23 protein-coding genes are annotated in these 23,580 nt (G+C 34.6%); 5 read left to right on the forward strand and 18 right to left on the reverse strand.

Features of this window, described 5'->3' with window-relative positions:
• Position 1 precedes the first annotated feature (1 nt).
• From Q1K37_RS01115 to Q1K37_RS01155, 9 genes are all read right to left on the reverse strand, one after another.
• Positions 2 to 1,378 carry a V-type ATP synthase subunit B gene (locus tag Q1K37_RS01115; protein WP_300408529.1) on the reverse strand — a complete coding sequence of 459 codons (1,377 nt, stop codon included), beginning with the start codon at positions 1,376 to 1,378 and terminating at the stop codon, positions 2 to 4.
• A complete protein-coding gene (locus Q1K37_RS01120; protein ID WP_300408530.1) occupies positions 1,371 to 3,155 on the reverse strand; it encodes a V-type ATP synthase subunit A in 1,785 nt (594 codons plus the stop codon). The genes Q1K37_RS01115 and Q1K37_RS01120 overlap by 8 nt, the downstream gene beginning before the upstream one ends.
• A complete protein-coding gene (locus Q1K37_RS01125; RefSeq protein ID WP_300408531.1) occupies positions 3,145 to 3,741 on the reverse strand; it encodes a hypothetical protein in 597 nt (198 codons plus the stop codon). The genes Q1K37_RS01120 and Q1K37_RS01125 overlap by 11 nt, the downstream gene beginning before the upstream one ends.
• A gap of 8 nt (positions 3,742 to 3,749) precedes the next feature.
• Entirely contained in the window at positions 3,750 to 4,061 is a 312-nt protein-coding gene (locus Q1K37_RS01130) for a V-type ATP synthase subunit F (RefSeq protein ID WP_300408532.1), read from the reverse strand.
• Positions 4,061 to 4,483: an ATP synthase subunit C gene (locus Q1K37_RS01135; protein ID WP_300408533.1), complete on the reverse strand. Its 423-nt coding sequence runs from the start codon at positions 4,481 to 4,483 to the stop codon at positions 4,061 to 4,063. Before Q1K37_RS01135 ends, Q1K37_RS01130 begins: the two co-directional genes overlap by 1 nt.
• 9 nt (positions 4,484 to 4,492) lie before the next feature.
• Positions 4,493 to 6,418 (reverse strand): V-type ATPase 116kDa subunit family protein, encoded by a 1,926-nt coding sequence (locus Q1K37_RS01140; protein WP_300408534.1) that lies wholly within the window; start codon positions 6,416 to 6,418, stop codon positions 4,493 to 4,495.
• Entirely contained in the window at positions 6,415 to 7,437 is a 1,023-nt protein-coding gene (locus Q1K37_RS01145; RefSeq protein ID WP_300408535.1) for a V-type ATPase subunit, read from the reverse strand. The genes Q1K37_RS01140 and Q1K37_RS01145 overlap by 4 nt, the downstream gene beginning before the upstream one ends.
• Positions 7,424 to 7,756, reverse strand: coding sequence for a hypothetical protein (locus Q1K37_RS01150; RefSeq protein WP_300408536.1), 333 nt, complete (start codon positions 7,754 to 7,756; stop codon positions 7,424 to 7,426). Before Q1K37_RS01150 ends, Q1K37_RS01145 begins: the two co-directional genes overlap by 14 nt.
• A 345-nt stretch (positions 7,757 to 8,101) precedes the next feature.
• Entirely contained in the window at positions 8,102 to 8,875 is a 774-nt protein-coding gene (locus Q1K37_RS01155) for a J domain-containing protein (protein ID WP_300408537.1), read from the reverse strand.
• A 268-nt stretch (positions 8,876 to 9,143) separates the two neighbouring features.
• Here Q1K37_RS01155 and Q1K37_RS01160 point away from each other — a divergent pair, with 268 nt between their 5' ends.
• Together Q1K37_RS01160 and Q1K37_RS01165 are read left to right on the forward strand one after the other, a co-directional pair.
• On the forward strand, positions 9,144 to 9,566 hold the full coding sequence (locus Q1K37_RS01160; protein WP_300408539.1) for a MerR family transcriptional regulator: 423 nt from the start codon (positions 9,144 to 9,146) through the stop codon (positions 9,564 to 9,566).
• A complete protein-coding gene (locus Q1K37_RS01165) occupies positions 9,563 to 10,195 on the forward strand; it encodes an NAD(P)H-dependent oxidoreductase (RefSeq protein ID WP_300408541.1) in 633 nt (210 codons plus the stop codon). The genes Q1K37_RS01160 and Q1K37_RS01165 overlap by 4 nt, the downstream gene beginning before the upstream one ends.
• Positions 10,196 to 10,334: 139 nt before the next feature.
• Here Q1K37_RS01165 and Q1K37_RS01170 read toward each other — a convergent pair whose 3' ends face one another.
• Genes Q1K37_RS01170 through Q1K37_RS01180 form a run of 3 tightly spaced genes read right to left on the reverse strand, consistent with a single transcriptional unit; the run spans position 10,335 to position 14,141 of the window.
• Positions 10,335 to 12,068, reverse strand: a complete 1,734-nt coding sequence (locus tag Q1K37_RS01170; RefSeq protein ID WP_300408543.1) for an NADH-dependent [FeFe] hydrogenase, group A6 — start codon at positions 12,066 to 12,068, stop codon at positions 10,335 to 10,337.
• A gap of 8 nt (positions 12,069 to 12,076) precedes the next feature.
• The gene (locus tag Q1K37_RS01175) at positions 12,077 to 13,654 is read right to left on the reverse strand and encodes an NADH-ubiquinone oxidoreductase-F iron-sulfur binding region domain-containing protein (protein ID WP_300408544.1); all 1,578 of its coding nucleotides are present in this window, start codon (positions 13,652 to 13,654) and stop codon (positions 12,077 to 12,079) included.
• Positions 13,647 to 14,141, reverse strand: a complete 495-nt coding sequence (locus Q1K37_RS01180) for an NAD(P)H-dependent oxidoreductase subunit E (protein ID WP_300408546.1) — start codon at positions 14,139 to 14,141, stop codon at positions 13,647 to 13,649. Before Q1K37_RS01180 ends, Q1K37_RS01175 begins: the two co-directional genes overlap by 8 nt.
• Before the next feature lie 218 nt (positions 14,142 to 14,359).
• Here Q1K37_RS01180 and Q1K37_RS01185 point away from each other — a divergent pair, with 218 nt between their 5' ends.
• Genes Q1K37_RS01185 through Q1K37_RS01195 form a run of 3 tightly spaced genes read left to right on the forward strand, consistent with a single transcriptional unit; the run spans position 14,360 to position 16,622 of the window.
• The gene (locus Q1K37_RS01185; protein WP_300408548.1) at positions 14,360 to 15,340 is read left to right on the forward strand and encodes an ABC transporter substrate-binding protein; all 981 of its coding nucleotides are present in this window, start codon (positions 14,360 to 14,362) and stop codon (positions 15,338 to 15,340) included.
• A gap of 3 nt (positions 15,341 to 15,343) precedes the next feature.
• The gene (locus Q1K37_RS01190) at positions 15,344 to 16,078 is read left to right on the forward strand and encodes an ABC transporter permease subunit (protein WP_300408550.1); all 735 of its coding nucleotides are present in this window, start codon (positions 15,344 to 15,346) and stop codon (positions 16,076 to 16,078) included.
• On the forward strand, positions 16,071 to 16,622 hold the full coding sequence (locus tag Q1K37_RS01195; RefSeq protein ID WP_300408552.1) for an ATP-binding cassette domain-containing protein: 552 nt from the start codon (positions 16,071 to 16,073) through the stop codon (positions 16,620 to 16,622). The genes Q1K37_RS01190 and Q1K37_RS01195 overlap by 8 nt, the downstream gene beginning before the upstream one ends.
• 54 nt (positions 16,623 to 16,676) lie before the next feature.
• Here the strand turns inward: Q1K37_RS01195 and Q1K37_RS01200 are convergent, their stop codons facing one another.
• The 6 genes from Q1K37_RS01200 to nrdD all read right to left on the reverse strand — a co-directional run bounded on the left by Q1K37_RS01200 (position 16,677) and on the right by nrdD (position 23,282).
• Entirely contained in the window at positions 16,677 to 17,885 is a 1,209-nt protein-coding gene (locus Q1K37_RS01200) for an ABC transporter permease (RefSeq protein ID WP_300408554.1), read from the reverse strand.
• Positions 17,885 to 18,562 carry an ABC transporter ATP-binding protein gene (locus Q1K37_RS01205; protein WP_300408556.1) on the reverse strand — a complete coding sequence of 226 codons (678 nt, stop codon included), beginning with the start codon at positions 18,560 to 18,562 and terminating at the stop codon, positions 17,885 to 17,887. The genes Q1K37_RS01200 and Q1K37_RS01205 overlap by 1 nt, the downstream gene beginning before the upstream one ends.
• Positions 18,540 to 19,937 carry an efflux RND transporter periplasmic adaptor subunit gene (locus tag Q1K37_RS01210; RefSeq protein ID WP_300408557.1) on the reverse strand — a complete coding sequence of 466 codons (1,398 nt, stop codon included), beginning with the start codon at positions 19,935 to 19,937 and terminating at the stop codon, positions 18,540 to 18,542. Before Q1K37_RS01210 ends, Q1K37_RS01205 begins: the two co-directional genes overlap by 23 nt.
• The gene (locus tag Q1K37_RS01215) at positions 19,930 to 20,484 is read right to left on the reverse strand and encodes a hypothetical protein (RefSeq protein ID WP_300408558.1); all 555 of its coding nucleotides are present in this window, start codon (positions 20,482 to 20,484) and stop codon (positions 19,930 to 19,932) included. The genes Q1K37_RS01210 and Q1K37_RS01215 overlap by 8 nt, the downstream gene beginning before the upstream one ends.
• A 183-nt stretch (positions 20,485 to 20,667) precedes the next feature.
• Positions 20,668 to 21,162 (reverse strand): anaerobic ribonucleoside-triphosphate reductase activating protein, encoded by a 495-nt coding sequence (gene nrdG / locus Q1K37_RS01220; RefSeq protein ID WP_300408559.1) that lies wholly within the window; start codon positions 21,160 to 21,162, stop codon positions 20,668 to 20,670.
• Positions 21,162 to 23,282: an anaerobic ribonucleoside-triphosphate reductase gene (gene nrdD, locus Q1K37_RS01225; protein ID WP_300408560.1), complete on the reverse strand. Its 2,121-nt coding sequence runs from the start codon at positions 23,280 to 23,282 to the stop codon at positions 21,162 to 21,164. The genes nrdG and nrdD overlap by 1 nt, the downstream gene beginning before the upstream one ends.
• Between the last annotated feature and the right edge of the window lie 298 nt (positions 23,283 to 23,580).

A 23,580-nucleotide genomic window follows, 5' to 3' on the forward strand; every position in this document is an offset into this window, starting at 1 on the left:
ATCACCTTTTAAGATATTTTTCTTTAAGCTTAGGGTCGATTCTATCCAGCTGATCATCTGGTAATATCTTCATAAGTTCCCAAGCAAGGTCCAAAGTTTCTATTATAGATCTGTTTTCATAGGGGTCTTGCTTTACAAATTTCTCTTCAAAGGCCACTCCAAACTCAAGGATCTTCTTGTCTGATTCCTGTAGGTCGTCCTCCCCTAGAATCTGTGCAAGATCCCTTACCTCCTGTACTCTTGAATAGGAAGCAAAAAGTTGATTTGCCACATCTTGATGATCCTCCCTTGTATAACCTTCTCCAATTCCATCCTTCATAAGTCTAGAAAGGGAAGGAAGTACATTTATTGGTGGATATATATCTTTAAATGTCAACTGAGGGTCTAAGGTTACTTGACCTTCTGTAATATACCCTGTCAAATCCGGTATAGGATGGGTAATGTCTCCATTTGGCATGGTAAGTATCGGTATCAATGTCAAAGATCCCTTATGACCCTTTAACATACCTGCCCTTTCATAAAGACTTGCCAAGTCAGAGTACATATATCCTGGATATCCCTTTCTACTTGGAACTTCTTCCCTAAGGGATGAAACCTCTCTTAATGCCTCTCCATAGGAAGTAATATCAGTCATCAACACGAGTACATGTTTATCCTCTTCAAAGGCTAGGTACTCCGCTGCTGTAAGGGCACATTTTGGTACGATTAGCCTTTCCATTATTGGATCATCTGCATAGTTTAAGAACATAACTACATTTCCTAGAACTCCTGAGTTTCTAAACTCATGTTCGAAGTAAAGTCCTTCATCATGTTTAACACCTATCGCTGCAAAGACTATTGAGAAATCCTCGCCGATGCCTTCTTCTGAAACGACCTTGGCTTGCCTGATTATTTGGGAAGCAAGTTTATTGTGATCCAAACCATTTTCAGAAAAAATAGGCAGTTTTTGACCCCTTATCAATGTGGTTAAACAGTCTATTGTAGAAATTCCCGTCTGGATAAAGTTTCTAGGATACACCCTTGCCACAGGATTCATAGGCCTTCCATTTATATTGTATAGTTTTTCAGAATAAATATCCCCTAATCCGTCGATGGGTTCTCCTATCCCATTAAATTTCCTTCCAAGGATATCCTTAGATAGAGGAAGTTCAAAGGGTCTAGCTGTAAATGAAATTTCCGCATTTTCAGAGGACATTCCAGTCAAGTCTCCAAAAACCTGTATCTGAGCCGTTTCCCCTCTAATAGTTAAAACTTGCCCAAAAAAAGTTTTATCTTGAAATTCAACCTTGACCAATTCTCCAAAGAACATGTCTTTGACATTGTCTATTTCAATTAGAGAACTTTCAATTTTTGAAGCTTTAATGTATTTTTTAATCATTTAAGCCTCCTTCATCATACCTAGTTAAAAGATTTTCAAAAAATTCATCAATTTCTTCCTTTAACTTTTCTATATCGTCAATCCTATCATTTTCAATATTATATTTCATTCCAACGATTTTTGAATATAATTCAGTAGATGCTATTTCAGAAATTGGTATACCTTCTTTCACAGCTTCCATGCCATCTCTATAAAATAAGTCCATAACTTCAAGCATCTTATACTGTTTCAAAAGCGGTACATATGAGTCTATCCTATTGAAGGCATTTTGTTGTAAAAATCCTACTTTTATCATCTTTGCAACAAATAGAGTCAACCTTTGGTCGTCAGGAAGAACATCTTCCCCTACCAACATTACAATTTCCTGTAATTTATCCTCTTCAAATAGAATTCTCATCATTTTATTTCTTAAGGTTACAACGTCTTTTCCAATTAATTCCAAATAGTCATCTTTCAATTCTTCACTGTACTTAGAATATGAATTTAACCAGTTAATTGCAGGGTAATGCCTTGCATAGGCAAGTTCCTTATCCAGTCCCAAAAACACATTTACATATCTTTTGGTGTTTTCAGTAACCGGCTCAGAAAAGTCTCCTCCTTGAGGTGAAACCGCTCCGATTATTGTTACAGAACCCTTTGTTTTACCCAGGGTTTCAACATATCCAGCCCTTTCATAAAAGCCTGCAATTCTAGATGGCAAGTAAGGAGGAAAGCCTTCCTCTGCTGGCATCTCTTCCAGTCTACCGGAGATCTCCCTTAGGGCTTCGGCCCACCTTGAAGTAGAGTCCGCCATTATGGCCACATCATAGCCCATGTCTCTAAAGTACTCAGCAATGGTAATCCCAGTATAGATAGAGGCTTCCCTTGCAGCAACTGGCATATTTGAAGTATTGGCTATTAAAATAGTTCTTTCCATAAGTGGTTTTCCAGTGTTTGGGTCGATAAGCTTAGGGAAATCCTCTAATACTTCCGTCATTTCATTTCCCCTTTCACCACAACCGATATAGACAATAATATCCGCATCACAGTATCTAGCAAACTGATGTTGGGTCATGGTCTTTCCCGTTCCAAAACCTCCAGGAATAGCAACTGTACCACCCTTTGCCACAGGAAAAAACACATCTAGGATTCTTTGCCCAGTCTTTAATAATTTAGACACCTTCAACCTTTTACCAACTGGTCTAGGTAGTTTAATTGGCCACTGTTGGTACAATTTAACAGCGTACTCTTCTCCATGTTCATCCCTTACTTTAACAATCTCCTCTTCAATATTATATTGACCAGAAGGCTTTACTTCCATAACTTTTCCCCTTATTCCATTGGGAACTAAAATTTTATGAACTATTGACTCCGTCTCTTTAACAGTAGCTACGATGCTTCCTTCATGGACAGAGTCACCAGCTTTTACTATTATTTCAACATCCCATAACTTCTCTTCATCTAAAGACTTCAGTCCTATTCCCTCAGGTATAAATTCACCATATTCCTTTTCTATAACCTTCAATGGTCGTTCAATTCCATCAAACATATTACCAAGAAGGCCAGGACCAAGCTTTACGGACAACGGCATGTTAGTGTGAATGATATCATCTTCCCCTCTTAAACCTTCAGTGTCCTCGTAAACCTGTATAGTTCCCTCGTCACCTTCTAGGGATATGACTTCTCCTATCAACTTTTTAGGCCCTACCAACACCATTTCCTTGGACTTGAAGTTGGTCATATTGGAGGCGGTTATTACAGGACCATTTATAGATGTTACTTTTCCTTTATTCTCCATCTACCTTACCTCCCACCTTATTAATAAAATTTTGTATTACAAGACCTATGGTCTTTCTATTGTTTTTAACAAATTCTCTAATGGTATTGTCTATAATACTACTGTCCTTTACATTCTCCAAAGTATATCCACCGATAATATCCTCCGGAAGAAGATTTACTTTATCTTCATCAAAGCCAAGCCTATTAGCATCTCTCTTGGTCATTCCGATAATATAATCTTCTTTGTCATAATAATCCTTCAACTGGTCTTTTAAAGAAGAAACATAGTCCTCTTGCTCAATATAGGACTTATATTGGTTTAGAACATCTTTGTGAATATCTTCTATCATTCTCTCTCTAAACTTTAATATCTCTTCTTTACTCCTATTCTCTTCCACTTGAAGTTTTTCATTTATCTCAGTGGAAACATTGCGCTTTTCTTTTAGAATTTGTAAGTCAAATTCCTTCTCCCTTTGACTTTTATAATTTTGAAATTCTTCCTCAAGTTTATTTTGTAACTTATTATAATGCTCTTCTAGTTCAGCTTTCTTTTTATCATAGGTCACTCTTTTAAACAATTCATATTTATTTTCAAGTAAAATCATACTATCACCTAATCAATCTTAACACCAAGGGACTCTTTTACTGACTTTAAAATAAAGTCTGGGTCCTTTAGACCGCCTTGTCCCGGTATGACAACTATCAAGGGTTTGGACTTTCTTTTCTTTCTATGCTCTACAAGTAAATCCGAAACCACTTCTGAAACCTCCTCTGTCAAGATGAGAGTTCCAATCTTTTCATCTTTTAAATATTTTTTGAATATATTTCTTAATTCTTCCTTGTCCTTACTATAGGTTCCCCTAATTCCAGCAAGTTTAAGACCTTGAACTATGCTTTCATCATTGGATATTAAAAATGAATACATTATAATCTTCCCAAGATCATGATTGAAATTACAAGACCGTAGATGGCAATACCCTCTGCAAGTCCAACGTATATCAAAGTCTTACCAAGAAGGGTATCATCTTCAGAAACAGCACCTAGTGCAGCTGAACCTACAACCCCAACGGCATATCCAGTACCTATAGTTGCAAAACCTGTAGAAAGGGCCGCCGCAAGCATTCCCAGTCCATTAGCAGATGCATTTGCATCTGTTGCTGCAAAACTTGAGTTAGGTGATATGATAACCATCGCCATAATTAAAAGTGGAATAAAACTTAAAAGATTTACTCCTAATGCCTTTCTAATCTTATTCTTTGATTTGTCCCTATTATTCTTTAGTAGATAAACCCCTGAACCAATTGTTGTCAAAACCACCACGATCGATAAAGTTAAAATTAAATCCATACTTTCCTCCTAAAATAAATTTTCATCCGGGATGAACTCTCTTCCATCCCCAACATAATACTTACTGAACATTTCATAGTACTCTAGTCTTAATGATTGAATGAATACTATTAGTCCTTCCAATCCCAAAATAACTATATTTCCAATAACCGTCATCACAATAGAACCGGTTTGAGTTCCAATCATCTTTCCTATGGTTGAAAAAGCCAAGAATAAACCAACGTGGTTAATGGCGAAGGCCCCAACCCTTATAAAGGAAATAGTTCCTGAAAAAATTGAAATTATCGTTTCAATGATAGAAAAGCTTGATTCTATAAAGTATCCATTAGGAAGTCCTACCCTTTCCTTTAAAACGAACTTTTGGAAAAGAACTTTTTTAAATATCATTACCCCAATAGATAGAACTGCAATTCCTATATATAAGAAGGAAGGTATTAACTTAAAATCTAAAACATTATAGGCTACAATTCCAAGAATTGATAGATATAATAAAAAACCAGCTATTCCCTTCTCTCCAAAGTAAAGTTCTTCATAATTATCGCTTTTAATATAGTTAATAGCCCCTAGGGTATAACTCATGATTAAAAGAATTATCCCTAAAATTATTGCCATAATTAAAATAGTATTGATATTTTCATAGGGACTAAATAAAATCGGACTTATTATATCCTCTATTCCAAACACTGAACCATATAAAAATCCAAAGATCGTAGAACTTATTCCAAGCCTTGTGATAAGGCCACCAAAATCTCTATTGACAAATTTACTTACCAACATCCCTGCAACGGCAAAGACTAGACCTTGACCCACATCTCCAAACATAGATCCAAATAAGATCATATATGTTATTGCAAAAAACGGCGTTGGGTCAACCTCTTCATAATTAGGCGTCCCATACATCTTTACCAAGAGCTCAAAGGGTTTAAAGATTTTATTGTTCTTTAACTTTGTTGGCGGTTTTATATTGTAGTCACCTGCTTCATGAAAAGTTATGTCTACATTGTACTTACTCTTTAATTCATCGTATAGCCACTTGCTATCCCCTTTAGATATCCAACCTGCCAAGTAGAAGAACCTATCGGAAACCGCTAGTTGCCCCTTAGTTTCTTCAAGATTTAAATTATTATATCTATCCTTTAAGGCTTGAACTAAACCGCTTATATTAGTTTTCTTAAAAGTTTCAATATAGGATAATTCCTGATCCTTCTTAGATTTCAAATCAGAATATTCTTTGTTCAATCTCTCAAGTATTTCCGAAGGTTTCCTTTTAAAGCCTTCCGGGATTTGCATTTCATTAAAATTAAGAGAACGTAAAACCCTACTTATGTCCACTTCCATGCTACTTGGATAGATAATAAAATATACTTCCCCTTCTTTCAAAGTTCCCATATGAAAGATTGCAGCAAAGATATTTTCATAATTTTTCTTAATCTTTAACCTATCTTCCTTGGACAAGATTCCAAATTTAAAGTTGAAGTTGTCCAATTGCATAAGTTTAGACATTGGAATATTGATATTTTCAAACATATGAAAAATGTCAGTCTCTTCTTTATTCTCTTGTAATTTAAACTCGAGGGTTCTAAGATTTTGGACAGATTGTTCCATTTTTTTAAACTCCTCGTCAGAAATAGATTCTCCTGACAGGTTTAGGACTTTCTTTTTATTAAAATCAATTTTTAAAGAATCCGAAATATCATCCAATCTCTTTTTCTCTTCAGATACACTAAATAAAGATTGATATTTTTTTATATAATTAAAATCTATAGCCATACTTATATTCTCACTGCTAATCGGAAACATAAACTGACTATTGTCGATTAATTCATTTGCATCTACAATCTCAGTTGTACCAGAATCCACAATATCTTTAAGTATATTTTCCAAATCCCCCACTTGGCCAATTAGATTCATCATATACATTCTTTGAGATTTCATTTTAACCTCCTTTCACCATTTCCAATTAAATAACCTTCCAAGGTCTCTTCTTCCATCTTAAATTCCTTTCCCTGCATTATTACCATAATATCCTTTATTTGAAATTCGTAAATCAATATATATCCTAAAACTTTACCAATATTAAATCCATTACCCCTTAAATAGTCATAGAATCTATCATATAAAAACCTATCCATCTCAAGACTCATATATAGATCTGTGTTTTTATTTCCACTAAACAAAAATCCATAATCCGTTTTAAAAATAGAGTCCACAAAAGAATCTAGATCCATTCTAGACAATTTCAAAAGTTCTTCTGGACCAAACTTTAGTCCTCTAAAAATGCTGTAATTATAGATTAGAGTGTCTTGAACATTATAAAACTTCTTAGCTCTATAAATCCAAACTAGGTTTTTTAAGTCGATAATAGTACCAAAAAGCTCCTTGGCCTTCTTACGACTTCCTTTATCTAATTTTTCACAGAATTTAAAGATATCAGAATAATGAAATCTATCTAGAGACATTTCCAGATAAAATAATAACTTTTCATCTTCTATCTCTTTATAATTTCTAAGATAACTGTAGTAACTTTCCTCACTAAGGGAATCAATGAAATCAATGACATTACCTTTTTCAACGACCTTCTTAAAAAAATCTGGTCTTATAACAAAACTATCCTTAGAAATATCCATGTTCTTATTGTAAATATTTCTAATTGCCTTCTTAACATCATCTATTTCATATCTGTCGATAATCAAATCCATCAGGGTCTTGTATCTATTTCCTAAGAAATAGCCCATGGCTCTCATTTTTTGAATTAAAACTCTCTTTAGATGAACGGATAAGTAATCCAATTCTTGAAAATCTGTCGATTCTATAAACTCTTTTTTCTTTAAAAAATCCAATATCTCAGGTTGAGACATGGATAAAATTTGTTGGTAATCCTTATTAGTTAATAAATTTTTACTTAAACCAGATATTTTAGTATTAACAGCAGCGAAATCTTTAGCTCCTGCCATCCCTATTATCCCTTTCTAAAACCGACTTAGTAATATAATAGATAATTCCTGGTTTTTCAAGTCGGTATCTATCCATGATAAGATTAAGTTTTTTATTTAAAACATCCTTAATCTCCTTCTTCTTGGACTTGTATTCTAAATTAGCTTGAGATTCAAAGTCATCTATTTGACTTTTTAATCTATTCTCCAGTTCAAGGTCAAAGTCGGCCCTTTTCTTCTTATAACTTCTTTGAAGTTCAGCCTCCTTGACTTTATACTCTTGATCTAGAGACGATGTTAACTCATCTAACTCCACAATTCTTTCTATAAAGCCATCCATCTATTAACCTCCTCGTTGAATATAATATACCCTTAAAGACATTATGTCATATTCAAATCGTTTTCTTTAACCACAAATTTTATGAATATTACTTTTTCTTAATACTTTTTTATGTGATAAATCAGATTTTTATACATTGTAACAATCTAATACACCTGTCTAAACATTAATAAATCAATGTTTCTTCAATTTCTCAGAATTTTAAATTATTCATTTTTATGAGTTTATGACTAAAACGTAACAACTTAGACTTTTCGGTTACACCCTTTTTTCTTCATCTTACAAAATTAAAAAACCCCTCGCTCCTAATGAACGCGGGATCTCTATAACACTTTGGCTAGCACATTACTTATTATAATTGTTGTACCTATTTATATTTTCCTCAGACAAAAATTCATAGGCAGAATTGACCTTTTGAAACATTTCAGTTGCTTCTGGACTATCATTTATATCTGGATGGTATTTTTTTGCCATTTTTCTATAGGCGGTTTTTACTTCATAGACATTAGTATTTTCTGGCACACCTAGAATTTTACAGCTTTCCCTATACTTTTTGTTAAAATCATCTAATGGATTTTGATAGGTACGGCCTTGAGTATTGTATCCACCGGTATTGGTTCTATAATTTCCAGTAGTATTGTCATATCTATAATATCCTTGGCCAAAGTTTCTAAATATTTCCTCCCAAAACTCGTTTTGGGCTCTTTGTTTTTCTTGCCTTGCTCTTTCTTCAGCTTCCTTTCTTCTATTATAAGCCTCTTTAAAGTCAGAGTAGCTTTTGTAGTTTCCAGTATTGTTTATTAAATAATCCCCATAATTTCTAAGATATTCAACAGCAGAGTAGTGTATGTACTCCAAGTAATTAATAAATTTCTTACCAAGCAATGGCACTACTATAAAGAAGAATACAAGTATTAAAATTATAGGCAAGTATATAAGTAACAACGGCAGTAAAAAAACAAAACCAGAACATGCAAGTATCCCAAATATGGCTAAAATCGACCTTCCTAAACCGGAAATAACTTCCACAACCGCTTCCATTACCTTTATTAGCCCGCCTATTAAAAAGTCCAATCCATCAGCCAAGGCAAGAATAAACTTACCCCACAATTTCTTCATAAAAAAACTCCAATCTAAATAGTAATATGATACGTAACATTCAAATTATACCATTTTAAGGGCAATTTTTAAACTTAATGGCAATTTTAAGATAAAAGTTTGGGTGATATGTCAAGTAATTTTTAATTGGATTCTTAGAAAATCAGTCGTAGACATTTAAAATTAGCTAGTTTAAAATTTATATCGCTTTATTTTTAAAAAAAGCTAAAATACTGTTGACCTTCAACCATACTTTAAGGGTATACTGAAATTACAAGGAGGGGAAAACATGAATATCAAGGAAGTTTCAGAGATTTTAGGCGTATTGCCATCCAAAATCAGATACTATGAAGACCAAGGGTTAATTGAAATACCTAGAGATGAAAATGGATACAGAAATTTTGATGAAGTAAGTTTAGAAAAGTTGAAAATAATTATTTCCCTAAAGAATTTAGAGTTTTCCTTGAAAGATATTAGGTATGCAATGGAACTACTTTCTTTACCTCCTGGAGAGGATTGTAATAAAAAATCCAGAGGTTATTGGGAAGAATTAATCTATGAAGTGGAATGTGAGCTAAAAAGTAAACTTAAGATATTGGAAACCTTAAGGGAGGTTTATGATCTATCCACAGATCATATATCCTACGAAAAGAATAAAGATAAAATTGTAGAGATTCTAGGAGATAATAAAGAAAAAGGAAGTGACTTATGAAAAAGCAAAAAATATCTATAATTTATGGTGGAAATCCTGAAGGAAAATGTAGAAGAGTCTACGAATCAATTTTAAATAAATTAAAAGATGAAGACCTGTCAATTATTGATTTAACCAAATCAACTGCCAATTTCGAATTGCCAAAGGGTTATAAATCTGAAAGGGATGAAAAAGTAATAGAGTATTCAAGGATTCTAAAGGAAAGCGATCTCTTGATATTTGTATATCCCCTTCAATGGTTTAATGTTCCAATGAAGCTTAAGGGTTTTATAGACAGTAGTCTATGGCCTAAGGAGGCATTTAGTTTCAAGGATAAGGCCTATTTTAGAAATGGATATTTTAGAGGCAAAAAATCTATAGTAGTCTATACCCAAGGAGGAGGGGAATGGCTTCATATGCTATATATGAGGTCAGGGCTTATGGCTGTAAAGTACCCTCTTAAGATGTCTGGGGTTGATAAAGTATATTGCTATCATATAGACAATTTAAACCGTAGTGGCTTTAAAGAAGAGGACTTTGAAAAGAAAGTTTCAGAACTTTCAGAAAAGGTTTACAAGGAACACATTAAATCCGTAGTTGATAATAGACTTAATCCAAAAGATAATTTAAGGACCATAGTTAAAGGGTAGTATCTAAATACCAATTTAGTGCGGCTTTCTCTATTTTTTAGGGAAAGCCGTTTTATGTTATGTTTGGAATTTTTTTCTAAACTAAAAAATAGTGTTACAGAAAGAATTGAATCCTGCTGTAACACTATCTTATCAAATTTTATAATTTTGGTTTTTTCTCATAGGATGTATGAAGCAGTTCATGGGCAAGTGGACTTGCTACTCCTCCTAAGAACTCATCGTAAAGTTGTTGAACTTTTTTATTTTCATGGGATTTTCTCCTTTCTTTATTTTTATCGATGGAATATATCCCTTCTGCTCTTCTTCTTAGTATGGAAAGATCTCCATGATGATATGGTTGACCTCCTCCACCGATACATCCTCCTGGACAAGCCATTACTTCAATCGCATCAAAGTCTTCTTCTCCACTATTTACTTTTTCCAATAACTTTCTGGTATTTCCAAGGCCATTGGCCACTGCAATTCTAACTTTTCTACCGTCTATGTCGACTTCTGTGGCTTTAATACCATTTAATCCTCTAAGGGCAGTAAATTCAAGTTCTCCCAGCTCTTCTCCCGTTAGTTTTTCATAGGCGGTTCTTACGGTAGCCTCAATTACTCCACCGGTAGCTCCAAAAATAGCTCCAGCACCTGTAGATTCCCCTAATGGATCGTCAAATTCTTCATCTTCAAGCTCTAAGAAGTTTATTCCAGCTTCTTTAATCATAAGTGCCAATTCCCTTGTGGTTATTACGATATCCACATCGGAGATACCATCGCTTTCAAGCTCTGGTCTTGCAGCTTCAAACTTCTTAGCAACACATGGCATAACTGAAACCACTACCATATCCTCAGGTTCTATTCCCATCTTCTTACATAGATAGGACTTTGCTACTGCACCAAACATCTCATGAGGACTCTTGCAAGAACTTGGAATATCTATCATATCTGAAAATTGTTGTTCCATAAAGTTTACCCATCCTGGACAACAGGATGTAAGAATTGGCAATTTCCCATTTCCTTTAAGTCTTTCCATGAATTCATGGGATTCTTCCATTATAGTTAAGTCCGCTGCAAAGTTTGTATCGAATACTTTGTCAAATCCCAGCCTTCTAAGAGCATTAACCATTTTTCCCGTTACAACATTGCCTGGTTCTAGTCCAAAGGATTCTCCTAAGGCAACCCTTACTGCAGGTGCTGTCTGAACCACTACAGTCTTTCCTGAATGAAGCAAGTCCCAAACCTTGTCCACATTAGAAACTTCAGTCAAAGCCCCCGTTGGACATACAGATAGACATTGTCCACAAAATGTACATGTGGTTTCATACATGGACCTTTCAAAGGTACTTCCAACATAGGTATTGAATCCTCTTCCAACCTCTGCTAAGGCTCCAACGGTTTGAACCTCATTACACATGGTTTCACATCTTCTACAAAGTATACATTTGTTGGGGTCTCTAACTAGGGATAGGGAATTAGCATCAATTGGCAATTCTCTTTTCTCCCCTTTATAAGGAATGTCCCTAACATTTAAGTCTCTTGCTAAGGCTTGAAGTTGGCAATCCAAGTTTTTAGCACAGGTTAAACAACTATTTGGATGATCGGACAATAACAGTTCCACAATGGCTCTTCTTGCCTTTACCGCCTTAACACTATCCGTATTTATATTCATTCCTTCCTTTACAGGAGTTGCACAGGCAGGAAGTAATTTGCCCTTATTCAAATCCTCCACCATACATACTCTACAACTAGCCAGTTTGTTTACAAATTTTATATCATGAAGATTCAAATGGCAAAGAGTAGGTATTTTTATTCCTATCATATTAGCAGCTTCTAATATCGTGGTGTTTTTTTCAACGGACATATCCACACCGTTAATCTTAATATTTACCATTTTTCCTCCTAATCTAAGACTATTGTTCCTACAGGACATGCGTCTTTACATTGACCACATTTTATACATTTCTCTTGGTCGATTTCATGTCTCTTTCTAGGTTCACCAGAAATACATTCCACCGGACAAATTCTAGCACATTTTGTACAACCAATACATTTTTCTGTAATAAAGTACTTAAGTACGCCCTTACATTTTTTAGCAGGACAGGTCTTTTCTTCTCCCACATGGGCATAGTATTCATCAGGGAAGTATTTTATGGTTGACAATATTGGATTTGGACTGGATTGTCCCAGACCACAAAGACTAGTAGATGCAACTATATTGGATAGTTCCTCCAATTTTTTTACAGTCTCCTCTGTTCCCCTACCTTGGGTAATCTCATCTAACATCTCTAAAAGTCTCTTATTTCCAATTCTACAAGGTGTACATTTACCACAGGACTCATCTACTGAAAATTCTAAGAAGAATCTAGAAACATCCACCATACAGTCGTCTTCATCCATTACAACCATTCCACCAGAACCCATAATGGACCCAATTGCCTTTAAAGACTCAAAGTCACACCCAGTATCAAATAAATCTGTAGGAATACATCCTCCAGATGGCCCTCCCGTTTGAACCGCTTTAGCCTTTTTACCATCTTGAATTCCATTTCCTATGTCATATACTATCTCTCTGATTGTGGTTCCCATAGGAACTTCAACTAAACCAGAATTATTTACCTTACCAACAAGGGCAAATACCTTTGTCCCTGCAGATTTTTCAGTTCCTATGGATTTAAACCATTTTGAACCCTTATTTATTATTTGCGGAATATTTGCAAAAGTTTCAACATTGTTTATTACAGTAGGTTTGCCCCAAAGTCCCTTAGTTGTCGTTCTAAATTCCTTATTTCTAGGCATACCTCTCTTTCCTTCAATGGACTCCATCAGTGCAGTTCCTTCACCACATACAAAGGCTCCAGCACCAAGTCGCAGTTCAATTTTAAAGGAAAAGTCTGTTCCCATTATATTTTCACCTAGGAGATTGTGTTTTTCAGCTTCTTCAATTGCGTGAAGAAGTCTTTGAACAGCCTTAGGATATTCAGCTCTTACATATATGAAACCCTTGGAAGCACCTACGGCTTTACCGCAAATGGCCATCCCCTCTAACACGCTGTGAGGGTCCTTTTCCAAGACGGACCTGTCCATAAAAGCTCCTGGGTCCCCCTCGTCGGCATTGCATATAACGTATTTTTGTTCATTTTCCTGTACAAAGGCAGACTCCCATTTTATTCCAGTAGGAAAACCTGCTCCCCCTCTTCCCCTTAAACCTGAATCTTTAACTATGTCAATTACTTCTTTAGGGTTTAGAGTATGTAGGACCTTTTCCAATGCAAAATAGCCATCTCTAGCTATATATTCTTCAATGGAATCCGGGTCGATCACATCACAATTTCTAAGTACTACTCTAGTTTGACTTTCAAAAAACTTGCCTTTAGGGCAAATGTTTTCACCATTTATGATAAATCCATCTTCCTCAAGTCTATTCATCATAATGGGAGAAGTTTTTTCCTTAATATTTAGTAGTTCCTGTCTATTCATCTTCTCCTCCTTGAGCATCATAAATAATCTTGTGCACCATGTCCGGCTTTACATTTCCTATGTTTTCACCATCTAAAGTTACTACTGGAGCTATACCGCATTCCCCTACGCATCTAGTCTCTATAACAGAAAACTCTCCATCATCAGTAGTTTCTCCTGGTTTAACTTCCAAAGCTTCACAGAAGTCATTTAATAGCTTATCTGCTCCCTTTACATAACAAGCAGTTCCTAAACAAACACATATTTCATGTTTACCCCTAGGCTTAAATGTAAACTGAGAATAAAAAGTTGCCACTCCATATATTTCACTGGAAGGCTTTCCCAATTTTAATGCCATCAAGTCTACAATCGGTTCAGGAATGTATCCAAAAACCTTTTGTGCTTCCTGTAAAACCGGCATTATTGCCCCAGGTTGATCTTTATGATCTTCTACAAATTTTACAAATTCATCAAATTTGTCCTTGTCCTTTTCATAACAAAAAGTCATAAATGTCCTCCTTATATTATTCACAGCAATCCAACTCTAGAACTTTAAAGCTTTACTGCCATTAATATTTTATCACATAAACGATTTTAATTCATTGTTTTAGGAAAAGTTTTTCCGACTTTTTAAATTATGATGTTTTTTATTTTTGTATATTAAAATAATGCATGGTTTGATTTTTTGATGTATGATAATAATATAAAGTTAAAAAGGAGATAGCAATGAAGATTAGAATATTATCAGTTTTATTACTATTGTCAATAACTCTGACTGGTTGTGGCAATGGAAAAAACAACAACAGTTCAAGTGTTACTGAAAACAGTATTAATACAGAAAATAGTACAGGTGATGAAAAGGGTTCCCAAAAGCTAACCATTTCCTCAATGAAGGGACCTACTGGAATGTCCTTGGCTTATTTAAAAAATTTAGACAAATATGAAATAAAAATACAAGATAGTATCGAAGAACAGATGTCTTCTATACAAAAGTCTGATTCGGATATATTTTTAGTTCCATCAAACCTATTTGCCAAGTTACAAAATAATAAGGGCGATTTAAAGGTCATCTCTCCAAATATCGGTATGCCCCTTACATTGATCGGATCAAAAAAGATAGATTCAGTAAAGGATATGAAAGGTTCTACCATATCTCTTACTGGAAAAGGAGCAATTCCCGAGGCCATACTTAGAAAGATTTTAGAAAGATCTGAAATGACCGAAGATGATATCAATATAAACTTTATTCAAGATCCAACGCAAGCAGTCCCTCAACTATTGAAGGACGAAAATTCCTTTGCACTTCTTCCAGAACCCTTTGTAACGGCGGTTTTAACAAAAAATGATAAACTTCAAAGGTCTTTGGATATAAAAAAACTTTGGGAGGAAATGAGTTTACCACCAGTTATTACTTCAGTAATTGTGGTAAAGGATTTAACATATAGTGAAAAAACTGAAGCGATATATGAATTCCTTCAAGTTTATAATAAAGGCATTGACAATATACTTAAAGATCCTAATAATTTTGCTAATATTATAGAGGAGATGGGAATTGTAAAAGCTCCTATAGCAGAAAAGAGCATTACAAATATCGACTTCTTAAAGTATGAAAAAGATGAATTTACAGATGATTTGTCACAGTTTTTAGAAGTTATATTAGATTTAAACCCTGAACTAATAGGTGGAAAAATACCAGTAATGGAGTAGTAAATGATAAATTACAAAAAACTTTTTGGACATCTATGTCTAATTGTAGCTTGGATAATAGCTTATTATCTATTAAATAATCCTATTATATTACCATCAATTTGGGATATCGTTAAAAGGATTTTTGAACTAATTTATTCAGGGGAGATCCTTTCTCCCCTTCTAGTCTCCCTAATGAGAATTGTAGTAGCGATACTTCTTTCTATAACAGTCGGTGGTGTACTTTCCTACTTATCCTATATATATGACATCAGGGATGTCTTTTATCCACTATTTTCCCTGGTGAAGTCAACGCCTGTAGTCTCACTGGTGCTGATAATTCTATTTTTTAGCAACAAGTCCTATCTTTCCACTATTATTATCTTCCTGATTATCACTCCGATAGTCTATGAGAATATTTTAAATGGTTTAGATAATATACATGTAAGCAGGATAGAATTAGCTAAAGTTTATAATTTAAATTCATATAGGAAATTTAGATATCTACATCTTCCTATAATCGTTGAAAAAATACTCTTTTCAATGGTAATCGCCATTGGAATTGCCATTAAGGCAGCCATCACTTCAGAAGTAATAGGAGGAAGTTCTACAGGAATTGGAAATCTACTATATCTGTCAAAGATTTCCTTTGAAATGGTCGACTTACTATCTATTACAGTTATAATTGTAGTAGTATCTTATGTTCTTGAAGAAGCATTTAGAATTTTACTGAAGAAATGGAAGAAGATAGATGATTAATCTAAATTTAATTGAAAAAAAATACGATGAAAAGGTCATTTTAAAAGATATTTCTCTTAGAATTAATCCTATGGATATCCTTGTTATTAAGGGAGAATCCGGCGTTGGGAAAACCACTTTGTTGAGAATAATGTCAGGCCTTGATAGGGACTTTAAGGGAACGATTAAAAACACCTTCAGAAAACAGAGTATTAGTTTTTCTCAAAAGGTATTTTTAGGACGATTATCAGCCTTTGATGAAGTTAAAGTTCTGAGCAAAGCAGAAGATCCAATAATTAAAAGTTCGTTAAAATATTTTGACTTGTATAAATGTAAGGATAATTTGGCCAAAAATCTTTCAACTGGACAAAAAACTAGATTGTCACTAATAAGGGCGTTACTTACAAGAAGCGAAATAGTGTATTTAGATGAACCCTTCCTAGGTTTAGACCTCTATAATAAAGAAAAGGCTATAGACTTTATAAAAGAAAATTTGAATAATCGCACACTAATCTATACTGGAGATGAGTTGGGGTTTAATAAAGAACAAATTTATGAATTATAAAAATCAAGCACATGGTTGAGTGCTTGATTTTTTATTTTCATTTAAAATTTCTATTTAAGATAGGATTTCAATAACGTTCTTATTGGCTGCTGACTTTGCTGGTGCATAGGAGAAAATAATTCCTATTCCAAGGGATATTCCCAAGGCTGTAAGTATTGGCCCAAGCTCTACTGAAGCTTTAAATGGCAAGAAGGCCGATATTAGCATTGCCATGGCCAGGCCAAAGAGATATCCAAATATTCCACCTATAACCGTTACAGTAACTCCCTCTAATAGGAATTGTAGGGTAATATTTCCCTTTGTCGCACCGATAGCTCTTCTAATACCTATTTCCTTGGTACGTTCTGATACCGATATAAACATCATATTCATCATTCCAATTCCCGCAATGAAAAGAGAAATACTTCCAATCAAGGCTATAAATAGGGTTATCTGTTTAAGTACATTTGAAATACCCTCCATCATCTCAGAGATATCGAAGAATTCATAGGTACCCACGTCCTTCATAGAACCTGTTTCCTTCAATCTATCCGTAATCTTTTCTGCAGTTTCCTTTACATTTGCTCCAGATTTAATAAACACTTCCAGGGCCGATGAATTTGGATTTTCCTGTTTAAATTTTTCATAAGTCTTCTTTGGTATAGAAATTTCTGAATTAGGCATTCCTATTGTCAGTCCTCCCGCCTTTTGCTCATACACACCTACTATGGTGTATTCAAGACCATTTATAACAAGTGGAGAACCTATTGTTTCACTATAGTTTTTAAATAGTTCCTTTGCCTTCTTATCTCCTATTATTGCAACCCTTTCTTCGAGTTCATTATCCACATCCGTTAGGTTTCTACCCTCAATAATGGTATCGTCAGTATTTTCCACAACGCCTACAAAGGCAGTCTTCTGACCATAGACGGTCTCCACTTCCAGATTGTAGGTGTTAAATTCGTCCGAAGGTTGAGCTAGTTCTACCTTTTCTACTTCGTCAATGGCAGATATGTCAGCTAGATCCTGTTGGCTAAAAAATTCAATATTTGGATTTTCATAAAGGTTCTGGTTTTTGGGAATGAATTGTATGGCTATGGACAAGTTTTCGTCCCCTTCTTCGGTCAAGTTTTCCATAACAAATTTTTGAAAGCCATTACCTATGGAAATAATAGTTATTACCGCTCCAATTCCTATGATTATCCCCAACATGGTAAGTATGGACCTTTTCTTATTTCTTTTTATTGCATTTAAAGCATCGGCAAAAAGTACTGAAAACTTCATTATATGTCCATCCTTTCTTCAAGATCTCCGTCCAGCATAAAGAGGACCTTGGAGCAGTATGTCTTTAGGGACCTGTCGTGGGTAACCATAATAACCGTAGTATTATTTTCACTATTTAGTCTTTTGAAAATATCCATAATTTCAATTGAAGTAACAGAGTCTAAGGCTCCTGTAGGCTCATCTGCAAGTAAAAAGTCCGGCTTATGAACTATAGCCCTTGCAATGGCAACCCTCTGCTTTTGTCCCCCAGATAACTGGGTGGGATACTTTTCAATTTTATTCAATATTCCAACTGCATCTAACGCAGCCTCCACCTTACTTCTGATACCCTTAGGACTATGTCCTGCATATAGAAGTGGTAATTCCACATTTTCTCTAACGGTATAATTGTCAATTAGATTAAAGTTTTGAAAGACAAAACCTACAGACTTATTTCTCAAATGAGACATTTCATCATCGTCCAATTTTCTGATGGACTTACCATTGAAAAAGTAGTCGCCTGTAAACTTTCTGTCTATAAAACCAATGATATTCATAAGGGTTGATTTACCCGAGCCAGATTCTCCCATGATTCCAACGAATTCTCCACGTTCTACTGTGAAGGAGACATCCTTAAGTACATGGAGTTTTTCCTCTCCTGCACGATATACTTTATTAACCTTTTTGACTTGAATCATCTTTTATATCCATATCCTTTTGTTCAGATGGGTTTTCATTGTTTTCTACATTAGTTTCCACATTTGGCTCAACATTGTTATTGTCAACATCTGTAGAATTATGATCATTGGCATTGGTACTATTGGACTTTTTATTATCTTCCTTTGTATCCTTTTTCTTATTGGATTCCAAGTCCTTTACTTTTATCTCCTGTCCATCCTTTAAACCCTTTGCCTCTTCAATGATTTCATCATCCAATTTCAAACCCTCAGTCACTCTGTAGACCTTATCTTCCTTTATCAGCTGAACTTCTACCTTTTTAGCCTTCCCATCTTCATACTTATATACATAGGTCTTTTCGTTTTCCTCTTCTACTGCCGACTCTGGAATATACAGGCCATCTTGTTTTACCATAACATTTACAGAGAAACCATATTGGATGAAACCATCTGGAATTACAGTAAATTCAAATTCTGAAAGATTGCTTCCTCCACCACCATTGCCTGGAATTTGCACATCCTCCTTAGGGATGTTTGAAACCGACTTCACTGTTCCCTTTTGACTTTCTCCTGTGGATATTACTTTTAGGTCCACCCTATCGTCTACCTTTATCTTATCGTAGTCAAATTCAGAAATACTGGAAACAATCTTAGCATCTTTCGACACAATTTTTATAAGTGGATTCGTTGCACCTTGAGATGCATTTTCTCCATTCTTATCTAAGTAAATCTGACCTGAAATCTCTGCCTTTTCAGTAGTATACTGCTTATTCTTTAAAGATGCTATCTGTTCTGAAATTCCATCTAATTGTGATTTGGTCTCTGAGGCAGCTCTCTTTGCAGGGGAGATTTGAGCTTCATATGCCTTCATCTCCTGTTTAGCTCCTTCATATTCCATCTGCAGTTGTTGAATTTCTGCTTGCTGTTGAGCGTATTCCTCAGGGTTTTCTGAGTTTAAATTGTCCTTCGCCTTTTTAACTTTAGATTCCAAACTTCCAACATTGGCCTTTGCATTAGAATAGTCACTATTTGCTTTTCCAACATCAGAGTTTGCAAAATTCAAAGACTTTTTTACAGTTGAATACTGTCTATTAAGTTCGTCAATCTGTTCCTTTACAGCTGGATTCTCATATACAAATAGATCAGTTCCCGCTTGAACTACATCTTTGTCCTTAACATGGTATTTAACTATCTCCCCTTTAGTAGGATCATAGAAGATATTTTGTACATCCACCGGTTTTGAGGTTCCAGAAAAACTTAGTGCATCCTTTCCCTTTACTCTATAAAGGGAATATTCCTTTTTATCCTTCCCCTTTGGGATTAAAAGTCCAATAATAGTGGCTGCAATTAAAATTACAGCCACCACAGAAATTATTATCTTGTTCTTTTTACTCATACATACTTTCCTCTTCTTCAGGAAGTTTTTGAAGCTTTGAATTTAACATCAACATTCTAATTGCAGGAAGAAGCTTTACAAGTAACACAATTACTATACCCACTATAAATACAACTAGGCCTGCAATTAAAGCATTTTCTCCAACTCCTTCCATGGACTGTGCAACTTGATCATTTACTTGTTGTGTCTCTTCTCCTGTAAATCTTTGAAGTAAAGAACTTACAAAGTTAAAGGCAGCTATCAACAATGTTAAAGCATAAGGTAGAATATTGACCTTTAATTTTTCAATAATTCTCCTTCTATTTTTAAAAGCTATAACTACACAGTAAATACTTATCACTGTCACAAGAACCAAAATTACTTTTTCAAAAGTTGAAGGTTCAAAGTCAGCTGGATCCAATCCTATTTTCTCTAAATTCTTAATATAGGATTTAGTAAAAAAGGTATCCACGATATTGTAAATGCTAAACAATAATCCTATTACTCCAATTACAAGATAAAATCCGTTCCAAAATCCCATTTTCTTATAAATTTCGTCTCTTTTCATTATATACCTCCTTAGTGTACTAGAATTATGATACATCTAAAGTCTACCATCTAAAATAAAATTTGTAAAGATAAAATTGAACTATTTATATCAATGTTCACAAGTCCCTTGTATGATTTTTAATTTGTAGCTATTAAATCAAAAAAAGCCCCCTATTTATCTTATAAATAAGGGACTGAAAACTTATATATCTAGTTCAATTATTCTATTTTCTGCTCTAGTTCTATTTAAGTCTATTATCCTTTGATTTGAAGAACCTTTAAACTTTAATTTTAAATCCTTTAGCTCTTCCACATAGGGACCATCCACAAGGACATCACAATTGTTTAAGATAATTGTAGCATAATGATCTTTTATCAGTTCTTCATAGACATGTCCTGAATATATCCAAATGCTTTTTGTAGTACCTTTTCTTATTATGGGTAGAATTTTAGATAGGTCCTTACTACTATCAAAGGGTTCTCCCCCTAGAATGGTAAGTCCTTCAACTTCCGGGTTTTCTAGATAACCAAGGAGTTGCTCTGTGACTTTTTCATCCCATATATCTCCAAACTGAAAGTTTTGATATTCAGGATTAAAACAATTTTTACACCCTATGGTACATCCGGTCACAAAAATTGTCGTCCTAATTCCCGGGCCATTTGCCACATCATAATTTCTTATTTGAGCAAAATGCATTATATGTGAAGGACTCTTTCTTTAATCTCTTTTGTCCTTCCCTCATTCCAGAAGTTTTCTCCCAAGTAACCACAAGTTCTCCTTGTTACATTCATCTTTGAGGTGTCCTGGTTCTTACATTGAGGGCAGGTCCATTTATTGTCATCATCTAAGGTTATCTCTCCATCAAAACCGCAAACTTGACAATAGTCTGACTTGGTATTGAATTCAGCATATTGAATATGGTCATAAATATATTTTACCATGGTCTCAAGGGCCTCTAAATTGTGGGACATATTTGGTATTTCAACATAGGATATACAACCACCATGGGATAGGTCTTGAAACTGTGATTCAAAGTTAAATTTTGAAAATACGTCAATATTTTCCCTTACATCCACATGGAATGAGTTTATATAGTATCCCTTATCCGTAACATCCTTTATAACGCCAAATCTTCTTCTGTCAATAGAATTAAATCTATGAGTCAGTGACTCGGCAGGAGTTCCATAAAGGGCAAATCCTAGACCAGTTTCAGCTTTCCATTGGTTTACCTTATCATTCAATCTCTCCATAATCCTAAGGGCAAATTCCTTACCTTTTTCATCAGTATGGCTAACTCCCTTGGTTAGAAGAGTTGCTTCATATATTCCAATATATCCTAAAGTCACTGTGGCATATCCATTGATCAATAGGTCATTTATCGGTTCATGTTTGCCCAGTCTTGCAATGGCACCATGTTGCCAGTGGATTGGACTGGAGTCGGAATTTGCATTTTGTAAAAGTTCATATCTTAACATACAAACTTTTTTACATAATTCAAGTCTCTTATCCAGGATATGGAAGAATTTATCTTCGTCTCCCTTTGCTAGTATCCCTATTTGAGGAAGGTTTATAGTTACAACTCCCATATTAAATCTTCCGTCGAATTGGTATTTGCCAGATTCATCTTTCCATGGAGAAAGGAATGCCCTACAACCCATTGGAGAAAATACATTTCCTTCATAGTTTTCTCTCATCTTCTTTGCAGAAATATAGTCCGGATACATTCTCTTAGCTGTACATCTTATGGAAAGGGCAGTTAAATAATTGTATTTACTTCCCTTGTGGATATTATTTTCATCAAGAACGTAAATTAATTTAGGAAAGGCTGGAGTTACATAAACTCCCACTTCATTTTTAATTCCTTCAATTCTCTGTTTTAATATCTCTTCAATGATTCTAGCAACCTCTTCCTCATATTCGTCCCCTTCTTCAATATGCATAAACAGGGTTACAAAAGGAGCTTGTCCATTGCTGGTCATTAAAGTGTTTATTTGATATTGGATAGTTTGAATTCCTGACTCCAAATCCTTTTGAGTCAGTTCCTCTGCCATCTTCTCAGCTAAACCTATATCCTTCATTACAGAAAGGGCAAGGTTTAAATTCTTTTCATAGGATCTTCTTAGATATTTTCCAAGACATTTTATATCTATACTCTGTCCACCATACTGATTGCTTGCTATTTGAGCAATGATTTGAGTCATGACATTACAAGCAACTTGGAAGGACTTTGGAGTCTCTATCATCTTTCCATTGACCACAGTACCATTATCTAACATATCCTTCATATTGACTAAACAACAGTTGAACATAGGTTGGATAATATAGTCCATATCGTGAATATGTATAGCACCTTCATCATGGGCCTGAATAAGCTCTACTGGGATTATCTTTCTTCTTGCTATGTCCTTGGAAACTTCCCCTGCAATTAAATCCCTTTGTGTAGAAGCTATATATGCATTCTTGTTGGAGTTTTCAGTCATCAGCTCATCGTTCTCCGTTGCAAGTAAGCCGATGATGCTATCATCAGTGGTGTTCTTTTCCCTCTTGTAGGTTTGCACCGCCTTATAGTTTTCATAGGACCTTGCAGTAGCAGGATTGCCATTTTGAATTAACTTATAGTAGACCTGGTCCTCTATATCAAAAATTGACATGGTTCTACCAGTGGTCTTGGCAAAGTCTTCAATTTCAGTAGCAATCTTACCTGCTAAACCCTCTTCATAGACTCCAGTACTGGAATTCATGGCTTTTTCTATGGCTATAATAATTTTGTTTTTATCAAATTCGACTAAATTGCCGTCTCTCTTCTTTACTTTCATACTCATCACCTACATATAATTCTAAAGGATATCGCTACATATAGCAACCACTATATGTAGGCTCCACTATATGTAGTGGTTCTTCTTATTCAGCATCTGTGCATATTATTAATTACTTCTCTGAATCCACTAGGATTTGGATGAGTAAATATTCATCTAAAATTTTTTTATTACTTTTCTCTTGTGGAAAATTGTTTTTTTATTAAATTCTTACACAGTCGGTGTAAAATTTTATTATTAAACTTAATACTAAAGTGCATTTAAAACAAGACTATCTAGCCATTCTCTATGCGTAATA

It is taken from the genome of Lagierella sp. (assembly GCF_029983815.1).
In the GTDB taxonomy this organism is placed as follows: Bacteria; Bacillota; Clostridia; order Tissierellales; family Peptoniphilaceae; genus Mediannikoviicoccus.

Coding starts and splice junctions, on each gene's coding strand:
- Q1K37_RS01195 (WP_300408552.1), top strand. CDS start 16,071: ATGATTAATCTAAATTTAATTGAAAAAAAATACGATGAAAAGGTCATT.
- Q1K37_RS01165 (WP_300408541.1), top strand. CDS start 9,563: ATGAAAAAGCAAAAAATATCTATAATTTATGGTGGAAATCCTGAAGGA.
- nrdD (WP_300408560.1), bottom strand. CDS start 23,282: ATGAAAGTAAAGAAGAGAGACGGCAATTTAGTCGAATTTGATAAAAAC.
- Q1K37_RS01205 (WP_300408556.1), bottom strand. CDS start 18,562: ATGATTCAAGTCAAAAAGGTTAATAAAGTATATCGTGCAGGAGAGGAA.
- Q1K37_RS01150 (WP_300408536.1), bottom strand. CDS start 7,756: ATGGATGGCTTTATAGAAAGAATTGTGGAGTTAGATGAGTTAACATCG.
- Q1K37_RS01135 (WP_300408533.1), bottom strand. CDS start 4,483: ATGGATTTAATTTTAACTTTATCGATCGTGGTGGTTTTGACAACAATT.
- Q1K37_RS01140 (WP_300408534.1), bottom strand. CDS start 6,418: ATGAAATCTCAAAGAATGTATATGATGAATCTAATTGGCCAAGTGGGG.
- Q1K37_RS01190 (WP_300408550.1), top strand. CDS start 15,344: ATGATAAATTACAAAAAACTTTTTGGACATCTATGTCTAATTGTAGCT.
- Q1K37_RS01125 (WP_300408531.1), bottom strand. CDS start 3,741: ATGATTTTACTTGAAAATAAATATGAATTGTTTAAAAGAGTGACCTAT.
- Q1K37_RS01115 (WP_300408529.1), bottom strand. CDS start 1,378: ATGATTAAAAAATACATTAAAGCTTCAAAAATTGAAAGTTCTCTAATT.
- Q1K37_RS01155 (WP_300408537.1), bottom strand. CDS start 8,875: ATGAAGAAATTGTGGGGTAAGTTTATTCTTGCCTTGGCTGATGGATTG.
- Q1K37_RS01170 (WP_300408543.1), bottom strand. CDS start 12,068: ATGGTAAATATTAAGATTAACGGTGTGGATATGTCCGTTGAAAAAAAC.
- Q1K37_RS01185 (WP_300408548.1), top strand. CDS start 14,360: ATGAAGATTAGAATATTATCAGTTTTATTACTATTGTCAATAACTCTG.
- Q1K37_RS01210 (WP_300408557.1), bottom strand. CDS start 19,937: ATGAGTAAAAAGAACAAGATAATAATTTCTGTGGTGGCTGTAATTTTA.
- Q1K37_RS01180 (WP_300408546.1), bottom strand. CDS start 14,141: ATGACTTTTTGTTATGAAAAGGACAAGGACAAATTTGATGAATTTGTA.
- Q1K37_RS01175 (WP_300408544.1), bottom strand. CDS start 13,654: ATGAATAGACAGGAACTACTAAATATTAAGGAAAAAACTTCTCCCATT.
- nrdG (WP_300408559.1), bottom strand. CDS start 21,162: ATGCATTTTGCTCAAATAAGAAATTATGATGTGGCAAATGGCCCGGGA.
- Q1K37_RS01130 (WP_300408532.1), bottom strand. CDS start 4,061: ATGTATTCATTTTTAATATCCAATGATGAAAGCATAGTTCAAGGTCTT.
- Q1K37_RS01120 (WP_300408530.1), bottom strand. CDS start 3,155: ATGGAGAATAAAGGAAAAGTAACATCTATAAATGGTCCTGTAATAACC.
- Q1K37_RS01200 (WP_300408554.1), bottom strand. CDS start 17,885: ATGAAGTTTTCAGTACTTTTTGCCGATGCTTTAAATGCAATAAAAAGA.
- Q1K37_RS01215 (WP_300408558.1), bottom strand. CDS start 20,484: ATGAAAAGAGACGAAATTTATAAGAAAATGGGATTTTGGAACGGATTT.
- Q1K37_RS01145 (WP_300408535.1), bottom strand. CDS start 7,437: ATGGCAGGAGCTAAAGATTTCGCTGCTGTTAATACTAAAATATCTGGT.
- Q1K37_RS01160 (WP_300408539.1), top strand. CDS start 9,144: ATGAATATCAAGGAAGTTTCAGAGATTTTAGGCGTATTGCCATCCAAA.